Source organism: Candidatus Rokuibacteriota bacterium (assembly GCA_016188005.1).
GTDB lineage: Bacteria > Methylomirabilota > Methylomirabilia > Rokubacteriales > CSP1-6 > UBA12499.
Window position 1 is genome coordinate 42,486 of sequence record JACPIQ010000097.1, and the last position, 17,702, is coordinate 60,187.

A 17,702-nucleotide genomic window follows, 5' to 3' on the forward strand; every position below is an offset into this window, starting at 1 on the left:
CACGCCCCAGCGGCCTCGTGGCGGAGGGCGCAGGCGGCTTGCGCAGGGCCCCGCGGCGGAGGTAGACTGCGCGCGGCGGGCACGTGCGATCCGCCGGTTTCCGGCGCCCGTCCAGTCCCCCTCGCCCATCACATCCGGACGCGGCTCTCGATGCGAGCCTCAGCCCGGCGGAGGAGGCAGCAATGCCCTCGACCCTGATCCCGCGGCTACTCGTGTTTGCGCTGCTCGTGTCCCTGGCGGCGCCCCCCGTCGCCGTGGCCCAGGACGCACGATCCACCACCTTCAATGTCGCGCTCTTCGGCGAGCCGGACTTCCTGGATCCCCACGTGGCGACATCCGTGGGCTTCGTGCCAATTGACAATGCCTATGAGTCGCTGGTCTACACGGAGCGGGACACGACGAAGCTGGTGCCGCAGCTTGGCGAGTCGTGGACCGTCTCACCCGACGGGCGCGGGTTCACCTTCAAGATCCGCCGGGGAGTGAGGTTCCACGACGGCGCCACGCTCGACGCCGAGGCGGTGCGCGTCTCCTACGATCGCCTGCGACAGCTCAACAAGGGCCCGGCCTGGGTGCTGCGCCACGTGCAGTCCGTCGAGGTGAAGGATCCGTCCACGGTGGAGATCCGCACGGTTCCAGGCGGACCGCCCTTCCCGGAGTCCTTCTCGCTGATCCGCATCGTGAGCCCGAAGACGCTCACGGAGAAGGCCGTGGCGGGCGACCTGGCCCAGGATTTCCTGAACCGTCAGAGCGCGGGCACCGGGCCTTACCGCATCCTCAACTGGCAGCGCTCGCAGCGGGTGCTCCTCCGCAAGTTCGACGGGTACTGGGGCGGCTGGAAACAGGCCAAGCACTTCACCGCGGTGAACATGCTGGTCATCCCGGAGGCCTCAACGCAACGGCTCATGCTCGAGAAGGGCGAGCTCGACATGGCGATGAAGTTCCCGACCGAGGCGCTGCCTGCCTTCCAGAAGAACCCGGACGTCCAGGTGGTCCGTGGGCAGGGGCTCCGCGTGCTGTACCTCCGCCTGCAGAATGCGGCACCGCCCACCAGCGACCGGCGCGTGCGCCAAGCCATCAACTACGCTTTCGACGGGGCGAGCTTCCGCAAGGCGACGGAAGGCACCTACGACCCGCCCACGGGGCCGGCACCGGCGCTGTTCCTCGGCGACTGGTCGCCCAAGTTCCCCTACACCTACGACCCGGCGAAAGCCAGGACGCTGCTCCAGGGGGCGGGGTATGGCGAGGGCCGGAAGGCGAAGCTGATCGCCGATCTCCTGATTGCCACGCCGGACCAGCGCAAGGCGGCCGAGATTCTCCAGGCCGGGCTCGCCGCCACGGGGGCAGCCGAGCTCGAGATCCGCGAGAACGAGTGGCCGGTGATGCTCAAGTACAACAGCGAGTGGCAGAAGACCAGGGACCCGGCCACCGCGCACCATCTCTTCGGTCTGTTCACGCCGCCCCGCGTGCCGGACGCATACGCCTACCTCTGGTACACGTACCACTCCAAGGCGATCGGCGCCTTTGCGCGAAATGTCATGAACTACGCGAATCCCAAGGTGGATGACCTCCTGGACCGCGCCGCGGCCTCCACCAGGTCCCCGGAGAAGATCGCCCTCTACCGCCAGGCGACCCAGATCATCGTGGACGACGCGGCGGATCTCTTCGTGGGCACCCAGACGAAGGTCTACGCGCTCCGCAAGAGCATCAAGGGCTTCTACGTCCACCCGCTCTGGTTCCCGACGGTGACGGTTTACCCCCTCCGCCGCGAGTAGTCGCAGGCCGGGCGTGCTGCGCTTCCTCCTGCGCCGGACGCTGTTCCTGGCGCTGGTCGTGCTGGGGGCCCTGGCCGTGGTCTTCGCCATGGCCCACGTGATCCCGTCGGACCCGGCGCGCGCCGCGCTCGGTCAGGACGCCTCGCAGGAACAGGTCGACGAGTACCGGCGGAAGCTGGGCCTGGACGACCCGCTCTGGCGGCAGTTCCTGCGCTACGTGGGGCGGCTGGCCCGGGGCGACCTCGGCGTGTCCATCGTCACCGGCAACCGGGTGGTGGATGACCTCCGCGATGCCGTCCCCGCGACGGTCGAGCTCGTGTTGCCCAGCATCGTGGTCGCGCTGGGGCTGGGGACCCTCCTCGGCGTGGCCTCGGCGGTGTGGCGGGGCCGGGCGGTGGACCATCTCTCGCGCGTGGCGTCCATCCTGGGCATGAGCTTGCCGGTGTTCTGGTTCGGGCTGGTGCTTCAGCTCGTCTTCTACAAGCATCTGTCGTGGCTGCCCGCGGGCGGCCGGCTGCCCCTCACCGCGATGCCGCCGGAGGGCCCGACGGGGATCTACACGGTGGACGCGCTCGCGGCGGGAGACCTCGGGCTCCTCCTCGAGACGCTCCGCCACCTCGTGCTACCGGTGATCACGCTCTCCACGGTGAGCATCGCCACGGTGGCGCGAATCACGCGGGCGAGCCTACTCGACGTGCTGGGGCGGGACTACGTGCGGACGGCACGTGCCAAGGGGCTCGGCGAGCGCGCCACCGTCTACAAGCACGCCCTTCGCAATGCGCTGATCCCGGTGGTGACGGTCTTCGGCCTGCGCGTGGGCATCATGCTCGGGGGCGCCGTGCTGACGGAGACGATCTTCGCCTGGCCCGGCATCGGACGCTACGCGTTCTACGGGCTGCGCCAGCTCGACCTGCCGGTGGTGAGCGCCTTCGTGGTTTACGTGACGCTCGCCTATGCGGCGCTCAACATGCTGGTGGACGCCAGCTACTCGCTCCTCGACCCGCGCATCCGCGGCGCGGCGAGCTGATGCGCCGAGAGCACGCCCCATGACGAAGGTAGCGGTGGCAGGAGAAGCCGCGGTCGGCCTCTCCCACGGGACACCCGTGGGGCCGAGCCGGCGTGGAGCCGGCCGGCGCTTCCTTGGCAGCGGTGGGCTCGCGCCCTGGGGCGCCCTCGTGTTGCTCGCCCTGGTGGCGGTCGCGCTCTTCCCCGGGGCGGTCACGCGACACGACCCCTACCGGATCGACGCCGACCGGCGCCTGGCGCCGCCGTCGCTCGCCCACCCCTTCGGCACGGACGAGCTCGGGCGCGACGTGTGGAGCCGCGTGGCTCATGGCACCCGCCTGTCGCTCGGCGTGGCACTCCTGGTCGTGATCGTCAGCGGCACGACCGGCACGGCCATCGGCCTCGCCGCGGGCTACGGCGGCGGCCCGTGGAGCGAGCTGGTGATGCGCGTGGCCGACATCTTCATCGCCTTCCCGGCGCTCATCATGGCCATGGCCATCACGGCGTTGCTCGGACCGGGGCTCGGCAACGCCATGCTCGCGGTGATGGTCATCTGGTGGCCGCAGTACACGCGGCTGGCGCGCGGCCAGGTGCTGGGCGAGAAGGTGAAGCCCTACGTGGAGGCCGCGCACGCGATGGGGCTGCCGGCGGCGACGGTCCTGTGGCGGCACATCCTGCCGAACTCGTGGGTGCCGCTGTTGATCAAGGCAACCATGGACGTGGGGCTGGCCCTCCTGCTCACCGCCTCGCTGTCCTTCCTCGGGCTGGGCGCCAAGCCCCCCACGCCCGAGCTGGGAGCGCTGGTGACGCAGGGGCGCGAGCACCTGCTGAGCGCCTGGTGGTACTCGACCTTTCCCGGGCTCACGATATTCCTGGCGGTCTTCGCATGCAACCTGCTGGGCGACGGCCTCCGCGACGCGCTGGACCCGGCCCTCGGCCGAGAGTGATGTCCAATCCGAGTCAACCCCCAAGGAGTGCGGTCATGCGTGATGCGGTGAAGCTCGAGCGGTTCACGAACGCCCTGCGCCAGAGCGATTTCGACGTGGTCGTGGCGGCCTCGCCGGAGAACACCTGGTACCTCTCCGAGGCGGTGATCGACACGCAGCGCACGCTGCCCGAGCGCCTGGCCCTGGTCGCCTGGCCCAAGCACGGCGAGCCGGTCTACATCGTCTGCACCAACGAGCAGACTCAGGCCCGGCGCGACTCCTGGATCCCGGACCTGCGCGGCTACATCGAGTACAAGGAATCGCCCATGGAGCACCTGGTCCAGGCGCTCACCGCGCAGGGCGCCGCCCAGGGCATGATCGGGATCGAGAAGCGCTTCCTCACCGCCCACTACTTCGAGCAGCTCGCCGGGCTCCTGCCCCGCGCGCGCTTCGCCGAGGTGGGGCCCCTCTTCGACCGCGTGCGCGCCATCAAGACGCCGGACGAGATCACGCGCATGGAGCAGGCTGCCCAGGCCACCGAGCGGGCGATCCGCGAGGCCTTCGAGGCAGCGCGCCCGGGCATGACCGAGCGGCAGGTGGGCGTGGCGCTCTCCGCAGCGCTGGTGCGCAACGGGGCCGAGTACCAGGCCTTCCAGGTGCTCGCGGCCGGGCTCAACACCCTCACCACCCACCACCGGGCCGGCGACTACGTGATCCAGCGCGGTGACCTCATGCGCACGGACTTCGGCGGCATCTTCCCGGGAGGCTACTACTCGGACCTGGCGCGTACGGTGTGCGTCGGCCGGCCCAGGCCCGAGCAGGAGGACCTCTACAAGGCGATCTGGGAGGAGCACGAGCGGCTCATCCAGATGATGGGCCCCGGCGTGCCCTGCGAGGACGTCTACTACTCCCACAAGCGCGCGTGGGAGCAGCGGGGCTGGCCCATGGTGCGCCCGCATATCGGCCACTCCATCGGCATCGGCCTGCATGAGTACCCCCTGCTCCGTCCCGGCGAGAAGGCCGTCCTCGAGCCCGGCATGTGCATGGCCATGGAGCCGAACCACATGGTGCCCGGCGTGGAGAAGTACCACGTCGAGGACCTGGTGCTGATCACCGAGTCGGGGCCCCGCCTGCTCTCGCGCGCGGCTGACTGGGACCGGATCCTCACGCCGGGGGCCTGAGAGACGGGGGAGCGGGTGCGCACCCGGGACCTGCGCGCTGGTGCGCGTGAGCGCGCAGAGCCACGCGCGTGCAGGAGCGCGAAGCGATCAGACGAACCCTGGCAGCCGTGCCATGATCCGGGCCAGCCGTGCCACGCCGGAGGCAGGGGCTGTGGAACCCAGGCTGGCCGCCCAGCGCCGGCTCCGGTGGCTCCCCGAGATCGGGCGCGGCGCGGGACCAAGACCGGCACTGGCGCCCACGCTGGGTGACGGGCGTGTCGTGGAAGTGCGCGAGAAGAAGTGGTGAGCCGTGCTGGGATCGAACCAGCGACCCCCTGCTTAAAAGGCAGGTGCTCTACCAGCTGAGCTAACGGCTCCCGCGCGAGATGATATCACGCGGGCGGGACGGACGGCCGCCAGGGGCCCTACCGCCATCGCGGCCTCGCGCCGCTCGAGCTCACGCAGCCCGGCGACGCTCGGGCGCGCACGCCCGATCTCGCGCAGCCGTCGGCCGGGAACGCTGCAAGCGGACAGACGAGCAGAAGCGAACCCGCGAGGACGCCGAGCGGGCGCGCATCAGCCTCCGGCGCGCGGGAGCACGACCAGTCCGCGGACGCGCAGGGCGCTGTCGAAGGAGGGTGGCAGGCGGCGCTCGCCCCGGCGGCGCTCGGCGGCGGCAGGCTGCCGGCTCCTCCGGCGGTCGTCCCCCCGCCGGTCCAGCACCACCGTGACCTCGCGATCCCCCGAGAACCTCTCCTTGAGGAACTCGTAGAGACCGAGGTTCTGGTGAGCCACCACGAAGATGTGCCCGAGCCGCTTGAGCGCCGCCATCGTCTGCGCCGCGAAGAAGCGCATGTCGAGCGCGCGGAACAGGGCCAGTGCGGCGATCAGGTGATCCTCGGCCTGGGCACGGCTGCCCTTCTTGAGGTGGAGCTGGCCGAGGCCGAATTCGATCCGTCCGACGAGCGGGCGCATGCCGAGCTCCGCGGCCAGCGCCATGGCCTGGTCGAGGTCCCGCTCAGCCCTCGGCAGGTCCGGCGGATCGCCGACGAGGGCGATCTCACCCAGGAGCCGGAGCGCTCGCGCCTGGTGGCCGCGCTCCTTGTGCGCGATCGCCAGATTCAGGGCCGTCTCGGCCACCGCCAGTGCGCGCGAGGCCTGGCCCGCGGCCACGAGTCCCTCGCCGAGCTGCACCGTCCAGAGCGCCAGGTACGCCTTCACTCCCACCGCCTCGCTGCGGGCCACCCCGTCCTCCAGGAGACGCAGCCCCTCGTCATGGCGGCCGAGGAGCACCTCGGTGAGCCCGAGCAGCGACGAAGGGATGGGCTGCCACACCGTGAGCTCGGCGCTCCGGCAGGTGTCGAGGCTCTTCTCCAGGAGGTGCAAGGCCCGGTCCAGGTGGCCGCGCGTGAGGGCCACGAGCCCGCCGAGGGTCCAGGCAATGGCCTGGGCGTAGGCGTGACGCGCGGCCTCGGCGGCCCGCTCCGCCATGTCCGCGTACGTACGCGCCTGATCAAAGTCACCCAGCTCCGCCAGGGTGAAGGCGAGCCAGCCGCTGGAGCTCACGTAGGGGATCGTGGTCTGCGCCTCTGCGGCCCCGGCCGCGCGCATGGCCTCGAGCTTCTCGAGGTTCCGGGCGAGGACGGCCTCGGCCTCCCGGTAGCGCCCCTGAGCGTGGTAGCTGTACCCCATGTACCCGCGCGCCAGCGCCTGAAGCGCCGCATCCTCGCCGGCCTCGCCGATGGTGAGGCACCGCTCACCGTAGGCGATGGCCATGTCGGGCTCGCCCTTGAGGTAGTGGTAGTTGATGAGGTAGCTGTACACGCGGGCCAGGCGCGCCTGGTCGCCGATCAGCTTGGCGATGTTCTCGGCCTGCTGGGACACCGCGAGCACCCTCTGGAGATGCCCGAGCTGCAGGAGCGGGGGCCTGAGCTCCAGCCGCACGTCGATCCCCTGGGCCCTCACTTCGTCACTCTCCGCCAGCTTCCCGAGCGCGGCGAGGGCCCGCTCGAGATACGCCACTGCCTCGACGTTGGCCGAGCGCGCCGTCGCCTTGGCCCCGGCCCGGCGGAGATGGGCCACGGCCTCGTTCCACGCCTCGCCGCGGAAGGCGTGCTCGGCGAGGACCTCCGCCAGCTCCGTCCGGCGATCGGGATGCAGGCGCTCGAGGGCCCGGAGGATCTCGACGTGGAGCGCGCGCCGGCGGTCCTGGAGCAGCGTGCCGTATGCCACGTCATGCGTGAGCGTGTGGTTGAACGTGTACTCGGGGTCGGGGTAGCCGCCCGTCTCGTAGAGGAACTCGCCCGCCTGCAGCCGGGCCAGGCTCTCGTCGAGCGCCTCCTCGGGCAGCTCCGCGACGGCCCGCAGCAGGGCCAGCGGCACGTCCTTGCCGATGGCGGCGGCGGCCTGGAGGAGCCGTTTCTCCTCGGGGGCGAGCCGGTCGATGCGCGAGGCGATCACCGCCTGCACCGTGGCCGGCACCGCCACGGAGGGGAGCTCGCCGGCCAGGCGATGGGCGCCGTGCTCCCCGGCGAGGACCTGCGTCTCGATCAGCATGCGGACGCACTCCTCGATGAAGAACGGGTTGCCCTCCGTCCGCTCGATCACGAAGCGCGTGACGGGCTCCAGGGAGGCGTCGTCGCCGAGCAAGGTGCGGAGCAGGGCCCCCGCGGTCACGGGCGGCAGCGGATCGAGACGGAGCTGCGTGTAGCAGCTCCGCGCTCCCCACGCATGCGCGTACTCGGGACGGTAGTTGGCGAGGATGAGGATGCGCGCCGCGGGCAGGGCCTCCACGAGGTGGTCCAGGCAGGCCTGGGTCTCCCCGTCGATCCAGTGGAGGTTCTCGAACACGAGCACCAGCGGCTGGACCTGGCTCTCGCGGAGGAGGAGCCGTGTGACCGCGTCCAGGGTCCGCTGGCGGCGGAGCGCCGGATCCGGCGTCTGCCACTCGGAGTCTTCCACCGGCACGTCCAGCAGGGCGAGGAAGGCGGGCAGCGCGGCCTTGAGCGTCTCGTCCAGCGTGAGGAGCTTGCCCGTGACCTTCTCGCGGATCGTGCGCGCATCGTCGCGCTGCCCCACCTGGAAGTAGCCGCGGAGGAGCTCGACGACGGCGTCGTACGAGGTGAGCCGCGCGTACGAGACCGCGCTGCCCTCGAGGATCAGCCAGCCGCGTACGCGGTGCGAGCGCGTGAACTCCCGGAAGAGGCGCGACTTGCCCACCCCTGGCTCGCCGACGACGGCGACGATCTGCCCGTGGCCGGCCTGGGCCCGGTCGAGCGACTGGCGGAGCGTGCCCAGCTCCCTGTCGCGCCCGACAAAGGGCGAGAGCCCGCGCGCGGCAGCCGCCTGGAGCCGGGAGCGCGCGGGGCCGGCGCGCTCGACCTCGTAGACCTGGATGGCCTCGGCGAGGCCCTTCACCGGCACGGGCCCCAGCGGCCTGACCTCCACGTACCCCTCGGCGAGCCACAGCGTGCTGGCCGTCATGAGGGTCGTCCCGGGCCGCGCGAGCTGCTCCATGCGCGCGGCGAGGTGCGTGGTCTGGCCCACCGCCGTGTAGTCCATGTGCAGGTCCGAGCCGATGGAGCGGACCACCACCGCCCCGGAGTTGAGGCCCACGCGGATCTGGACGTCGAGCCCCTGCGTCCGGCGCAGCTCCTCCGCGTACCACCCCACCGTCTCCTGCATGCGGAGCGCGGCGTAGCAGGCGCGCACGGCGTGGTCCTCGTGGGCGATGGGCGCCCCGAAGAGCGCCATGATCCCATCGCCCATGACCTGGTTGACGGTCCCCTCGTAGCGGTGCACGGCCTCCATCATCCGCTCGATGACCGGGTCCAGGATCCCTCGCGCCTCCTCGGGGTCGCGGTCGGCCAGGAGCTCCAGGGACCCCTTGAGATCGGCGAACAGCACGGTGACCTGCTTCCGCTCGCCCTCGAGGGCGCTCCGGGAGACGAGGATCTTCTCGGCCAGGTGCCTGGGGGTGTAGGCCTGCGGTGGGGCGGAGCGGTCCACGGGCTTGCCGGCGAGCGCGGCGCCGCAGAAGCCGCAGAACTTCCGGTCCGGGGCGACCTCGGCGCCGCAGGAGGAGCAGGACAGCGCCAGCCGCGCCCCGCACTCCCCGCAGAACCGCGCTGCCGGCTGGCTTTCACTCTGGCACCGGGGACACTTCATGCCCTGCCCTCCCGTGCGCCAAGGCTAGCCGCCCGGCACCGAGCGGTCAAGGGCGCATCCACCCGAGATCCGCTACGGCGCCACCGAGGTGCCGATGGAGGGGAACCAGCGGGGCAGGGCCGAGCCGGCCACGATGATGGTGTCGTCGCGGACGGGGCCGGTGGAGACCAGCGCGATGCTCACGCCCACGAGCTCCGTGAGCCGCTCGAGGTACTCCCGCGCCTTGGTCGGCAGCTCGGCGTACTCCCGCATCCCGTGGGTCTTGCTCTGCCAGCCCGACCGCTCCTCGTACACGGGCTCCGCCTCGTGCCAGATGCGCTCCTCCTCGGGAAACTCGGTGAAGACCTCGCCGCGGTAGCGGTACCCGACGCAGATCTTCACGGTCTCGCAGGCGTCCAGCACGTCGAGCTTGGTGATGGCGAAGGCGTCGAGTCCATTGATGCGCGCCGCGTACCGCAGCCCGACGGCATCCACCCATCCGCAGCGCCGCGGCCGCCCCGTGACCGAGCCGAACTCGTTGCCGCGGGTGCGGAGGAGATCGGCGATCGCGCCCGAGATCTCCGACGGGAAGGGCCCACCGCCCACCCGCGTGCAGTACGCCTTGGAAATGCCGAGCGCGCCGTGGATCTTCGTCGGGGGCACGCCGGTCCCCGTCGAGGCCCCGCCGGCGGTGGTGCTGGACGACGTGATGAACGGGTACGTCCCGTGGTCCAGGTCCAGCAGCGTCCCTTGGGCGCCCTCGAACATGACGGAGGCGCCGCCGTCGATCCACCGCGACAGGAGGAGCGCGGTGTCGGTGATGTAGGGCGCGAGCCACCCGGCGTAGCGGAGGTAGGGCCCGAGGATCCCCTCCACCGTGAACTCCTCGGCGTCGTAGATCTCCCGCAGGAGCCGGTTCTTCTGGCGGATGTTGAACTCGAGCTTCTCCCGGAAGAGCTGCTCGTCCAGGAGATCGGCCATGCGGATCCCGACGCGCGCGGCCTTGTCCGCGTAGGCCGGCCCCACGCCCTTGCCCGTGGTCCCGATGCGGCGCTCGCCGGCCTGGGACTCCGCGGCCCGGTCGAGCGCCGGGTGGTAGGGCATGACGAGATGCGCGTTCTTGGAGATGTAGAGGTTGCCGTCGAGCGAGACGCCCCGCTGGACGAGTGCCTCCATCTCCTCGATGAGCGAGGCCGGGTTGATCACGACGCCGCAGCCGACCACGCAGCGGCAGCCGGGATGGAGGATCCCCGAGGGGATGGACTGCAGCACGAACTTCTCCTTCCCCACGACGACCGTGTGCCCCGCGTTGTTCCCCCCCTGGTAGCGGACGACGACGTCCACGTGCGGGGTGAGCACGTCCACGACCTTCCCCTTGCCCTCGTCGCCCCACTGGGCGCCCACCACCACGATGTTAGGCATGGCTCCCGCTCCCGCCACCGGGCCCGAAGACCGGGAAGTGCCGCGCCGGATCGGCGAGGAGATCGGCGACGGCGCGCGTGCGCTCGTCCCCCCCCGCCAGGTCCAGCACGCGCACCTCGTCGGGCGCGCCCCGGTCGCCGCCGATGACCAGCACCCAGCGCGCGCGCTGCTGGCGCGCGTAGGCGACGGAGTCCTCGAGCCCCCGGCTGATGATGTCCCGGGCCACCGCGGCACCGAGGTCGCGATACCGTCGCGCGAGGGCCAGCGCCCGCGTCTTGTCCGCGGTGAAGTCGATGATGAAGAAGTCCGGCCCGCGCGGCGCCGTCATGGCCCCCTGGGACTCCATGGCCAGGAGCGCCCGCCCCACCTCGAAGGCGAAGCCCGTCGCCGGGCAGTCGTAGCCGAAGCGCCCCAGCATCTGGTCGTAGCGCCCGCCGCCCGCCAGCGCCGCCCCGAGCCCGGTGACGTAGGCCTCGAAGTGCACCCCGGAGTAGTAGTCGAAGCCGCGCACCTCGCCCAGGTCCAGCAGCACCGCGTCGGCGAGGCCGTAGAGGCGCAGCAGTCGGTACACCTCGGCGAGGTTCGCCAGCGCGGCCTCCGAGCGCGCGTTCTTCACGAGGCGCTCGGCGCGCTCGAGCACCTCCCCGCGGCCGTAGAGCGACGGCAGCGCCAGCAGCAACTCGGTCACGGCGGCCGGGGCGCTCAGCTCTCCGACCCGGCGCTCCAGCGCGGAGACGTCCTTGCGCGACAGCGCCGAGCGCAGCCGGTGCGCGGTGACCTCGTCCACCGCGAGGTCCTCGAGGATGCCGCGGAAGAAGTCGGTCTGGCCCACGTCGAGCTGGAAGCGCTCCAGTCCGAGGACGCGCAGGCCCTCGACGGTCATGGCGATCATCTCGGCGTCGCCCTCGGGGTTCGGCAGCCCCACCAGCTCGACGCCGGCCTGGTAGAACTCCCGGTAGCGGCCCACGTGGGGCTCGTCGTAGCGGAAGACGTTGGTCACGTAGGCCAGGCGGAGCGGCGTGGGCTCGTCCCGCATCCGGGTCGCGACGATCCGGGCGATCTGGGGCGTGATGTCCGCACGGAGGGCGAGGAGCCGGCCCGACTCGCGGTCCACCATCTTGAACATGCCCTCCCGGAGATCGTGGTCCGTCCCCTGGGAGAGCACGTCGAAGTACTCGTAAGTGGGGGTGACCACCTCGCGGTATCCCCAGCGGCGGAAGACGCCGAGGAGGCGCTCCTCGACCGCGCGCTTCTGCGCCGCCTCGTCGGGGAGGTAGATCTTGACGCCCTTGGGCAGCTGGGTGTGCTGCGGCCGGCGCTCCACGACGTCGGCTCCTACCGGCCAGCCAGGACGGCGTCGAGTTGGACGAGCGTGTTCAACCGGTGCAGCGCCGTCCAGTCGGGCCGGAACTCGAGTTCCGAGATGCCCGCCGACGAGACGTGGAGCGACCAGATGCGGGGCAGCGGCAGTCCGAGGGCCTCCAGGATGAGGATCCGCGCCGTGATGCCGTGAGCGACGAGACAGACGTTCTCCTCGTCGTGGGCCTCCCGCAGCCTCTCGAGCCCCGCCAGGACCCGCCGCTGCACGTCTGGCAGCCGTTCTCCCCCGGGCGGCCCCGCCAGGTGCGGCGTCTCGAGCCAGGTCCGGTAGAGGGCGGGATCCTGGGCACGCACCTCGTCCACCGTCAACCCCTCCCACCCCCCGAAACTCATCTCCTTGAAGGCCTCCTCCACACGCACGGCAAGCCCATGGGGCGCGGCGATGGCCGCGGCCGTCTCCCGCGCCCTGCGCAGCGGGCTCGCGTAGACGGCCTGGAGGGAGGCGCTGGCCAGGGCGCGGCCGGCGGCCTCGGCCTGGGTGCGTCCGGTCTCGGACAGACCGGTATCCGTCCACCCCTGGTAGCGGCGCTCCCGGTTCCAGGCGGTCTCGGCGTGACGGAGAAGGAAGAGCCTGAGTCCCATGGCCAGCGGCTGATTCTACCAGACGGCCCCGGGCTCAGCCCCGTTCAGCGAAAACCGCCTGGGCGGCCCGCACCCCGGTCAAGCGCCCCTCGGAGTGGTCACGGGCTCCACCGTATCAGAAGGCGCGCAACCCTGGCAATGCGACCCGCGTCACTGGCGCGGGCGGGCGACGGGGCGGCCCAGCGCGGTGACGAAGATGGCGTCCTTGCCGGCGGCGTGGGGCGAGAGGAAGGCGACCACTGCGTCGTCGTAGAAGGTGAGCCCCGTGGCGCCGAAGCGCTGGGCATAGGCGGCCAGGTAGAGGCGTCCGCCGACGAGCCCCGCCTCGAGGTTCCCCAGCCGGTAGCCGCGGTTGCCGAAGCGCGCCAGCACGGCCCCCAGATCGGCGAGGAAGAACACCGTGGCGCTGGACTGCCCGCCCAGCGGCTGCTCGAGGCAGAGGAAGGCCGAGTCCCGCCGGACGTCCCCCTCCCTGAGGGGCTCGAGCGCGTGCGCCTGTCGCCGGTAGTAGTAGGTGCCGGGCCCGAGGCCGTCCACGGCGTGCACGTTGACGTAGAGATCCACGAGCCCCGACGGCGCATCCCCGGGCCACGGCCGCGTCGCGTGCTTGAGGGCCGTGGAGAGTGCCTCGGCACTGATCGCCTCGCCGGAGAACTCGCGCGTCGAGCCGCGCGCGAGGATTGTCGCGCGGAGCCCCCGCCCCGCCGCACCGCGCGGCGACGGCAGCGCGGGAAGCGCCGGCTCTGCCCCCGACGCGGGCGGCGGCGCCGGGCTCTCCCGCCACTCGATCACCTCGGCCGCGGACGCCAGGCAGGAGTCGGCGTGGGCCGCCTGCACCGCCGGGTACTCGACCTCGCTCGAGGAGAGCGGCACCACCCGGTGCTGGAGCGGGACGACGACGGGCGGCGGACCGGCGCTGGCGCCCTCCGGACCGACGGGCAAGAGCACCAGGGCCGCTTCCTTCCCGGGATCGAGGCCCAGCAACCCGTGGATCTCGCGGTCCACGAATCCCATGACCGTCCGTGCCCCGAGGCCGAGAGCCGCGGCGGCGGCCAGCGCATTGGCGAGCATGGTGCCGGAGTCCCAGAAGAGGTGGCGGTAGGCGCGCGCCCCGTACTTCCACGCGTTGCGCCAGTAGAGGCCGGTCAGCACGAGCGTCGCGGGCGCGCGCCCGACCCCATCGTCCGCCGCCGCCACCGCCATGGCGCCGCGGAAATCTCCCTCGCGCAGCCGCCGGAGCGCGAAGTCGCCGGGGCAGAAGTGGTAGACCCCGGGGGCGAGCCCCGCCACGGCCCCGGCCACCACGTACACCTCGGTCTGGTAGAGGGCGCCCGTGGAGGGCGCGGCCCGGAAGTACATCTCTCCGCCCCCGGGGTAGGCCTTGCGCCTCGTCACTCCCGCCGAGAAGAAGAGAAGCGACGCGAGGCGGTCGAGGTCGAGCGGGCAGGGGTCGCCGGCCGCTCCCGCCAGCGCGGCGAGGGTGTCGATCTCAAGCGCGGGGAGATCCCGGGGCAGCGGGACGGCCGGCAGGTCGGGGTAGATCTTGAAGGGTGCCGGCTTGATCTCCCAGTCGAGGACATGGCCCTCCGCGCGAACGGAGCGGGGGCTGTGGGCGGTCCCGGCGTGGTAGGCGCGTGCCAACTCGATCTGACGGTTGACCGGCACGCCGGGCTCTCCCCGTGCGGCGCCTACGTGAAGCGGTAGGGCGGGCGGTGGACGCCGCGCTCGGTGATGATGGCCGTGATGAGGTCGGCTGGCGTCACGTCGAAGGCCGGGTTGAAGACGGGCGAGTCCGGGGGCGCCGTCTGGCGCCCGGCCACGCCGCGCACCTCGGCCGGGTCCCGTTCCTCGATCACGATGGAGGCGCCGCTGGGGATGGACGGATCGATGGTCGAGACCGGTGCCGCGATGTAGAAGGGGATCCCGTGGTGACGGGCGAGGACAGCGAGCCCGTAGGTGCCGATCTTGTTCGCCGTGTCCCCGTTGGCGGCGATACGGTCGGCCCCCGTGACCACGAGGTCCACCTCACCGCGCTGCATGACGAAGGCCGCCGCCACATCCGAGATGACCCGGTGGGGAATCCCCTCCTTGACCATCTCCCAGGCCGTGAGGCGGGACCCCTGCATGACGGGGCGCGTCTCGTCCACCCAGACCAGTGCCACACGCCCCCGCTCGTGGGCGGCGCGGATCACCCCGCCCGCGGTCCCGTAGCCCGCCGTGGCCAGCGCGGCGGCATTGCAGTGGGTGAGGATGCGGGCGCGCTCCGGCACGAGCGTCGCGCCGTGGGCTCCGAGCGCCCGGTTCGTCGCCACGTCCTCGTCGAGCATCGCCTGGGCCTCGGCCAGGAGCCGCTGCCCGAGTGCCGCCACGGACAGCTGGCGGTGGGCCATCGCCACGCGGCGCATGCGCTCCAGCGCCCAGAAGAGGTTCACGGCGGTGGGGCGCGTGGCCCCGAGCCCCTTGATCGCCTCTTCCAGCTCCACCATGAGGCCGTCCGTGTCCCGCGCCGCGCTCGCCCTCGCCGCCAGGGCCACGCCGAAGGCCGCCGTCACACCGATGGCCGGCGCCCCCCGGACCACCAGGGTCCGGATGGCCTCGGCCACATCCTGCCAGGCCCTGTAGGGGCGCTCGAGCTCCTGCGCCGGCAGGAGCGTCTGGTCCAGGAGCAGGAGGCGGTCCCCCTGCCAGCGGATCGGCGAGATCATCGCGACGGTTCCGTTCGGAGGCGCGCCCTGAGACTGTCGGCATCGAGGCCGCGCACGAGGAAGAACTTGTCGCGAGCGCTCCCGCCGCGCACCAGCTCCACCGACGCAGGCGGCACATCGAGGGCCGTCGCCAGGAGCGCCGTCACCGCCCGGTTCGCTCGCCCGCCCTCGGGCGGCGCGGTGACGCGGACGCGGAGCGCCTCGCCCTCCCACCCCACCACCTCGTTCCGCGAGGCGCCAGGCCGCACGCGCACGTGGAGCAGCCTGCCTGCGGGCCGGGCCGGCGGCGCCGCCATCGTCCGGCTCACTCGTCGGCCGACGACCCGGGGGCGGCGCCGCCGGGCGCGGCCTCCTCGGACGGGCCCGAGCGGAGCTCCTGTGCCACGAGGCGCTGGTACATCTCGAGAGTGGACCGGAGCCCTTCGGCGAGCTGGAGGCGGTGGCGCTTGAGCTGCATGATCTCGTTCCGGATCATCCCCTCCTGCACGCGGGCCTGCTGGAGGAGCTTCTCCCCCGCCGCCTCGGCCTCGCGCACCACCAGCGCCGCCTCGCGCCGGGCTGCCTCCTTCATCTCCTCGGTGAGCCGCTGGGTGGTCACGAGGGTCTCCTGCAGCACCTTCTCCCGTTCCTCGAGGCCACGCGTGCGTTCCTCCAGCACCTGGAGCTGCTCCTTCAGGAGCGTGTTCTCCCTGACCAGGGCCTCGTAGTCCTGGGCGACGTCCTCGAGGAAGGTATCCACCTCCTGGACGTCGAAGCCACGGAACATCTTCATCGTGAACTGCTGCTGTCGGATGTCCATGGGCGAGATGCGCATGGCGTCCTCCTCAGTACAGCAACGGCAGGATCCACCAGCGCACAACCTGGATCGCCACCAGGACGATCATCGGGGAGATGTCGAGGCCCCCCGTCTTCCAGGGGGGCAACAGCTCACGCACCGGCCGGAGCACGGGCTCGGTGACCCGATGGAGGAAGCGAACGATGGGGTTGCGCGGGTCAGGGCTCACCCAGGTGATCAGCGCCGCGGCAATGATCACGTACGTGTAGAGCTGCAGGAGCTCGCTGACCAGGCCGACGATGGTGTACCCGAGCACGTCAGCGTCCTTTCCCGAGCTCGCGGGAGCGCAGCGTCGCCCGCTCCACCGCGCTGATGAAGGTCCGGCGCAGGCCGCCCTCCTCCAGCGCCGAGATGCCGGCGATGGTGGTCCCGCCCGGCGAGGCGACCATGTCCTTGAGCTGCCCGGGGTGGGTGCCCGTCTCGAGGATGAGCTTGGCCGAGCCGAGCACGGTCTGGGCGGCCAGCGTCATGGCCGTGGCCCGGTCCAGGCCCATCTTCACGCCGCCGTCGGCCAGCGACTCGATCACGATGGCCACGTAGGCCGGGCCGGAGCCCGAGAGCCCCGTCACGGCATCCAGGGCCTCTTCCTCGAGGACCACCACACGCCCCACCGCGCCGAAGAGCTCCTGGGCCGTCTCCAGGTCGCCCCGCTCGAGCCCGTCGGCGCGCGCGATGGCCGTCACCGCCTCCAGCACCAGGGCGGGCGTATTGGGCATGACGCGGATGAGGCGCTCCACGCGGGGCATCTGCTGCCTGAGCGTGGTGGTGGCGACACCGGCCGCCAGCGAGATGATCAGCTTGCTCCTGTCCACGGTCGGGGCGATCTCCGCGCACACCGCCGCCATGATCTGCGGCTTCACGGCCAGGACGATGACGTGGGACTCGCGGACCAGGGTCGGGTTGTCGCCGCAGGCCCGGATGCCGTACTGCCGCGCGATCTGGGCCAGGCGCTCCGGCCGGGCATCGCTGGCCGCGATATCCTGCGCGGGGACGAGCCCCGCCTGGAGCAGGCCCCGGATCATCGCCTCGCCGATATTCCCTGCGCCCAGGAAACCGATCCGCTTGCCCTTGATGGTCACCGGGTCACTCCCTCCGGGGCGGGGTGCTGCCGGGGGCCGAAGATCGCCGTGCCCACGCGCACCATGGTCGCTCCCTCCTCGATGGCGACCTCGAAGTCGCCGCTCATGCCCATGGACAGGTGCGGAAGCCCCGCGGCGTCCCGCAGCTCGCGCAGCCGGCGGAAGTGCGGGCGCGCCGCCTCGGCATCCGGCCCGAGCGGCGGGATGGCCATCAGCCCGCGGATGCGCAGCCCCGGCAGCTCCGCCGCCTGCTCGAGCACGGCCCTGAGCTCGGCAGGCGCCACGCCGCCCTTCTGGGGCTCCTCCCCCACGTTCACCTGGAAGAGCGTCTCCACGATCCGGCCGGCGGCCTGCGCGCGGCGGTCCAGCTCCCGCGCCAGCTCCAGCCTGTCCACCGATTGGATGCAGTCGAAGAGGCGCACGGCCTCCCTGGCCTTGTTGGTCTGCAGCGACCCGATCAGGTGCCATGGCACCGGATGGCCGAGGCGAGCGATCTTTTCCTTCGCCTCCTGCACCCGGTTCTCGCCCAGCGCGGGCACGCCCGCGTCCACCGCGAGGCGGATGCGGGTGGGGTCCACCGTCTTCGACACAGCGATCAGGAGCACCTCGCGCGGATCGCGGCCCGCTCGGAGGCATGCGCGCTCGATGGCAGCCCGAACCCGCTCGACGTTCTCCCGGATCTCCAGCATG

The 17,702-nt window shown here is 71.9% G+C and carries 15 protein-coding genes and 1 tRNA gene; 4 read left to right on the forward strand and 12 right to left on the reverse strand.

What is annotated here, in order from left to right; translation table 11 throughout:
• Positions 1-182 precede the first annotated feature (182 nt).
• The 4 genes from HYV93_19185 to HYV93_19200 all read left to right on the forward strand — a co-directional run bounded on the left by HYV93_19185 (position 183) and on the right by HYV93_19200 (position 4,884).
• Positions 183-1,772, forward strand: coding sequence for an ABC transporter substrate-binding protein (locus tag HYV93_19185; protein MBI2528093.1), 1,590 nt, complete (start codon positions 183-185; stop codon positions 1,770-1,772).
• 88 nt (positions 1,773-1,860) lie between these two features.
• Complete coding sequence (locus tag HYV93_19190) at positions 1,861-2,799, forward strand: ABC transporter permease (protein ID MBI2528094.1); 939 nt, start codon at positions 1,861-1,863, stop codon at positions 2,797-2,799.
• A 19-nt stretch (positions 2,800-2,818) separates the two neighbouring features.
• Positions 2,819-3,724, forward strand: a complete 906-nt coding sequence (locus HYV93_19195; protein ID MBI2528095.1) for an ABC transporter permease — start codon at positions 2,819-2,821, stop codon at positions 3,722-3,724.
• Between the two features lie 35 nt (positions 3,725-3,759).
• Complete coding sequence (locus tag HYV93_19200) at positions 3,760-4,884, forward strand: aminopeptidase P family protein (GenBank protein MBI2528096.1); 1,125 nt, start codon at positions 3,760-3,762, stop codon at positions 4,882-4,884.
• 280 nt (positions 4,885-5,164) lie between these two features.
• Here HYV93_19200 and HYV93_19205 read toward each other — a convergent pair.
• The 12 genes from HYV93_19205 to HYV93_19260 all read right to left on the reverse strand — a co-directional run bounded on the left by HYV93_19205 (position 5,165) and on the right by HYV93_19260 (position 17,701).
• Positions 5,165-5,240 (reverse strand) — tRNA-Lys (locus tag HYV93_19205).
• A 199-nt stretch (positions 5,241-5,439) separates the two neighbouring features.
• Positions 5,440-9,030 (reverse strand): AAA family ATPase, encoded by a 3,591-nt coding sequence (locus HYV93_19210; protein ID MBI2528097.1) that lies wholly within the window; start codon positions 9,028-9,030, stop codon positions 5,440-5,442.
• A 72-nt stretch (positions 9,031-9,102) separates the two neighbouring features.
• Positions 9,103-10,431 (reverse strand): adenylosuccinate synthase, encoded by a 1,329-nt coding sequence (locus HYV93_19215; GenBank protein MBI2528098.1) that lies wholly within the window; start codon positions 10,429-10,431, stop codon positions 9,103-9,105.
• On the reverse strand, positions 10,424-11,755 hold the full coding sequence (gene hisZ / locus HYV93_19220; protein MBI2528099.1) for an ATP phosphoribosyltransferase regulatory subunit: 1,332 nt from the start codon (positions 11,753-11,755) through the stop codon (positions 10,424-10,426). Before hisZ ends, HYV93_19215 begins: the two co-directional genes overlap by 8 nt.
• A gap of 11 nt (positions 11,756-11,766) precedes the next feature.
• Positions 11,767-12,393 carry a histidine phosphatase family protein gene (locus HYV93_19225; GenBank protein MBI2528100.1) on the reverse strand — a complete coding sequence of 209 codons (627 nt, stop codon included), beginning with the start codon at positions 12,391-12,393 and terminating at the stop codon, positions 11,767-11,769.
• A gap of 150 nt (positions 12,394-12,543) precedes the next feature.
• The gene (locus HYV93_19230) at positions 12,544-14,058 is read right to left on the reverse strand and encodes a SagB family peptide dehydrogenase (protein ID MBI2528101.1); all 1,515 of its coding nucleotides are present in this window, start codon (positions 14,056-14,058) and stop codon (positions 12,544-12,546) included.
• Positions 14,059-14,081: 23 nt separating this feature from the next.
• Complete coding sequence (gene mtnA, locus HYV93_19235) at positions 14,082-15,098, reverse strand: S-methyl-5-thioribose-1-phosphate isomerase (GenBank protein ID MBI2528102.1); 1,017 nt, start codon at positions 15,096-15,098, stop codon at positions 14,082-14,084.
• Positions 15,095-15,394: a DUF167 domain-containing protein gene (locus HYV93_19240; GenBank protein MBI2528103.1), complete on the reverse strand. Its 300-nt coding sequence runs from the start codon at positions 15,392-15,394 to the stop codon at positions 15,095-15,097. The genes mtnA and HYV93_19240 overlap by 4 nt, the downstream gene beginning before the upstream one ends.
• Before the next feature lie 8 nt (positions 15,395-15,402).
• Positions 15,403-15,912: a DivIVA domain-containing protein gene (locus HYV93_19245; GenBank protein MBI2528104.1), complete on the reverse strand. Its 510-nt coding sequence runs from the start codon at positions 15,910-15,912 to the stop codon at positions 15,403-15,405.
• A 10-nt stretch (positions 15,913-15,922) separates the two neighbouring features.
• Positions 15,923-16,189 carry a YggT family protein gene (locus HYV93_19250; protein MBI2528105.1) on the reverse strand — a complete coding sequence of 89 codons (267 nt, stop codon included), beginning with the start codon at positions 16,187-16,189 and terminating at the stop codon, positions 15,923-15,925.
• A 1-nt stretch (position 16,190) separates the two neighbouring features.
• On the reverse strand, positions 16,191-17,006 hold the full coding sequence (gene proC / locus HYV93_19255; protein ID MBI2528106.1) for a pyrroline-5-carboxylate reductase: 816 nt from the start codon (positions 17,004-17,006) through the stop codon (positions 16,191-16,193).
• 2 nt (positions 17,007-17,008) lie between these two features.
• The gene (locus HYV93_19260; protein MBI2528107.1) at positions 17,009-17,701 is read right to left on the reverse strand and encodes a YggS family pyridoxal phosphate-dependent enzyme; all 693 of its coding nucleotides are present in this window, start codon (positions 17,699-17,701) and stop codon (positions 17,009-17,011) included.
• Between the last annotated feature and the right edge of the window lies 1 nt (position 17,702).

Bases quoted from the DNA above. Each gene is read 5' to 3' on its own strand.
- HYV93_19245 (MBI2528104.1), bottom strand. From the start codon at position 15,912: ATGCGCATCTCGCCCATGGACATCCGACAGCAGCAGTTCACGATGAAG.
- HYV93_19260 (MBI2528107.1), bottom strand. From the start codon at position 17,701: ATGCTGGAGATCCGGGAGAACGTCGAGCGGGTTCGGGCTGCCATCGAG.
- HYV93_19215 (MBI2528098.1), bottom strand. From the start codon at position 10,431: ATGCCTAACATCGTGGTGGTGGGCGCCCAGTGGGGCGACGAGGGCAAG.
- HYV93_19190 (MBI2528094.1), top strand. From the start codon at position 1,861: ATGGCCCACGTGATCCCGTCGGACCCGGCGCGCGCCGCGCTCGGTCAG.
- HYV93_19195 (MBI2528095.1), top strand. From the start codon at position 2,819: ATGACGAAGGTAGCGGTGGCAGGAGAAGCCGCGGTCGGCCTCTCCCAC.
- HYV93_19185 (MBI2528093.1), top strand. From the start codon at position 183: ATGCCCTCGACCCTGATCCCGCGGCTACTCGTGTTTGCGCTGCTCGTG.
- HYV93_19240 (MBI2528103.1), bottom strand. From the start codon at position 15,394: ATGGCGGCGCCGCCGGCCCGGCCCGCAGGCAGGCTGCTCCACGTGCGC.
- HYV93_19200 (MBI2528096.1), top strand. From the start codon at position 3,760: ATGCGTGATGCGGTGAAGCTCGAGCGGTTCACGAACGCCCTGCGCCAG.
- mtnA (MBI2528102.1), bottom strand. From the start codon at position 15,098: ATGATCTCGCCGATCCGCTGGCAGGGGGACCGCCTCCTGCTCCTGGAC.
- HYV93_19210 (MBI2528097.1), bottom strand. From the start codon at position 9,030: ATGAAGTGTCCCCGGTGCCAGAGTGAAAGCCAGCCGGCAGCGCGGTTC.
- HYV93_19225 (MBI2528100.1), bottom strand. From the start codon at position 12,393: ATGGGACTCAGGCTCTTCCTTCTCCGTCACGCCGAGACCGCCTGGAAC.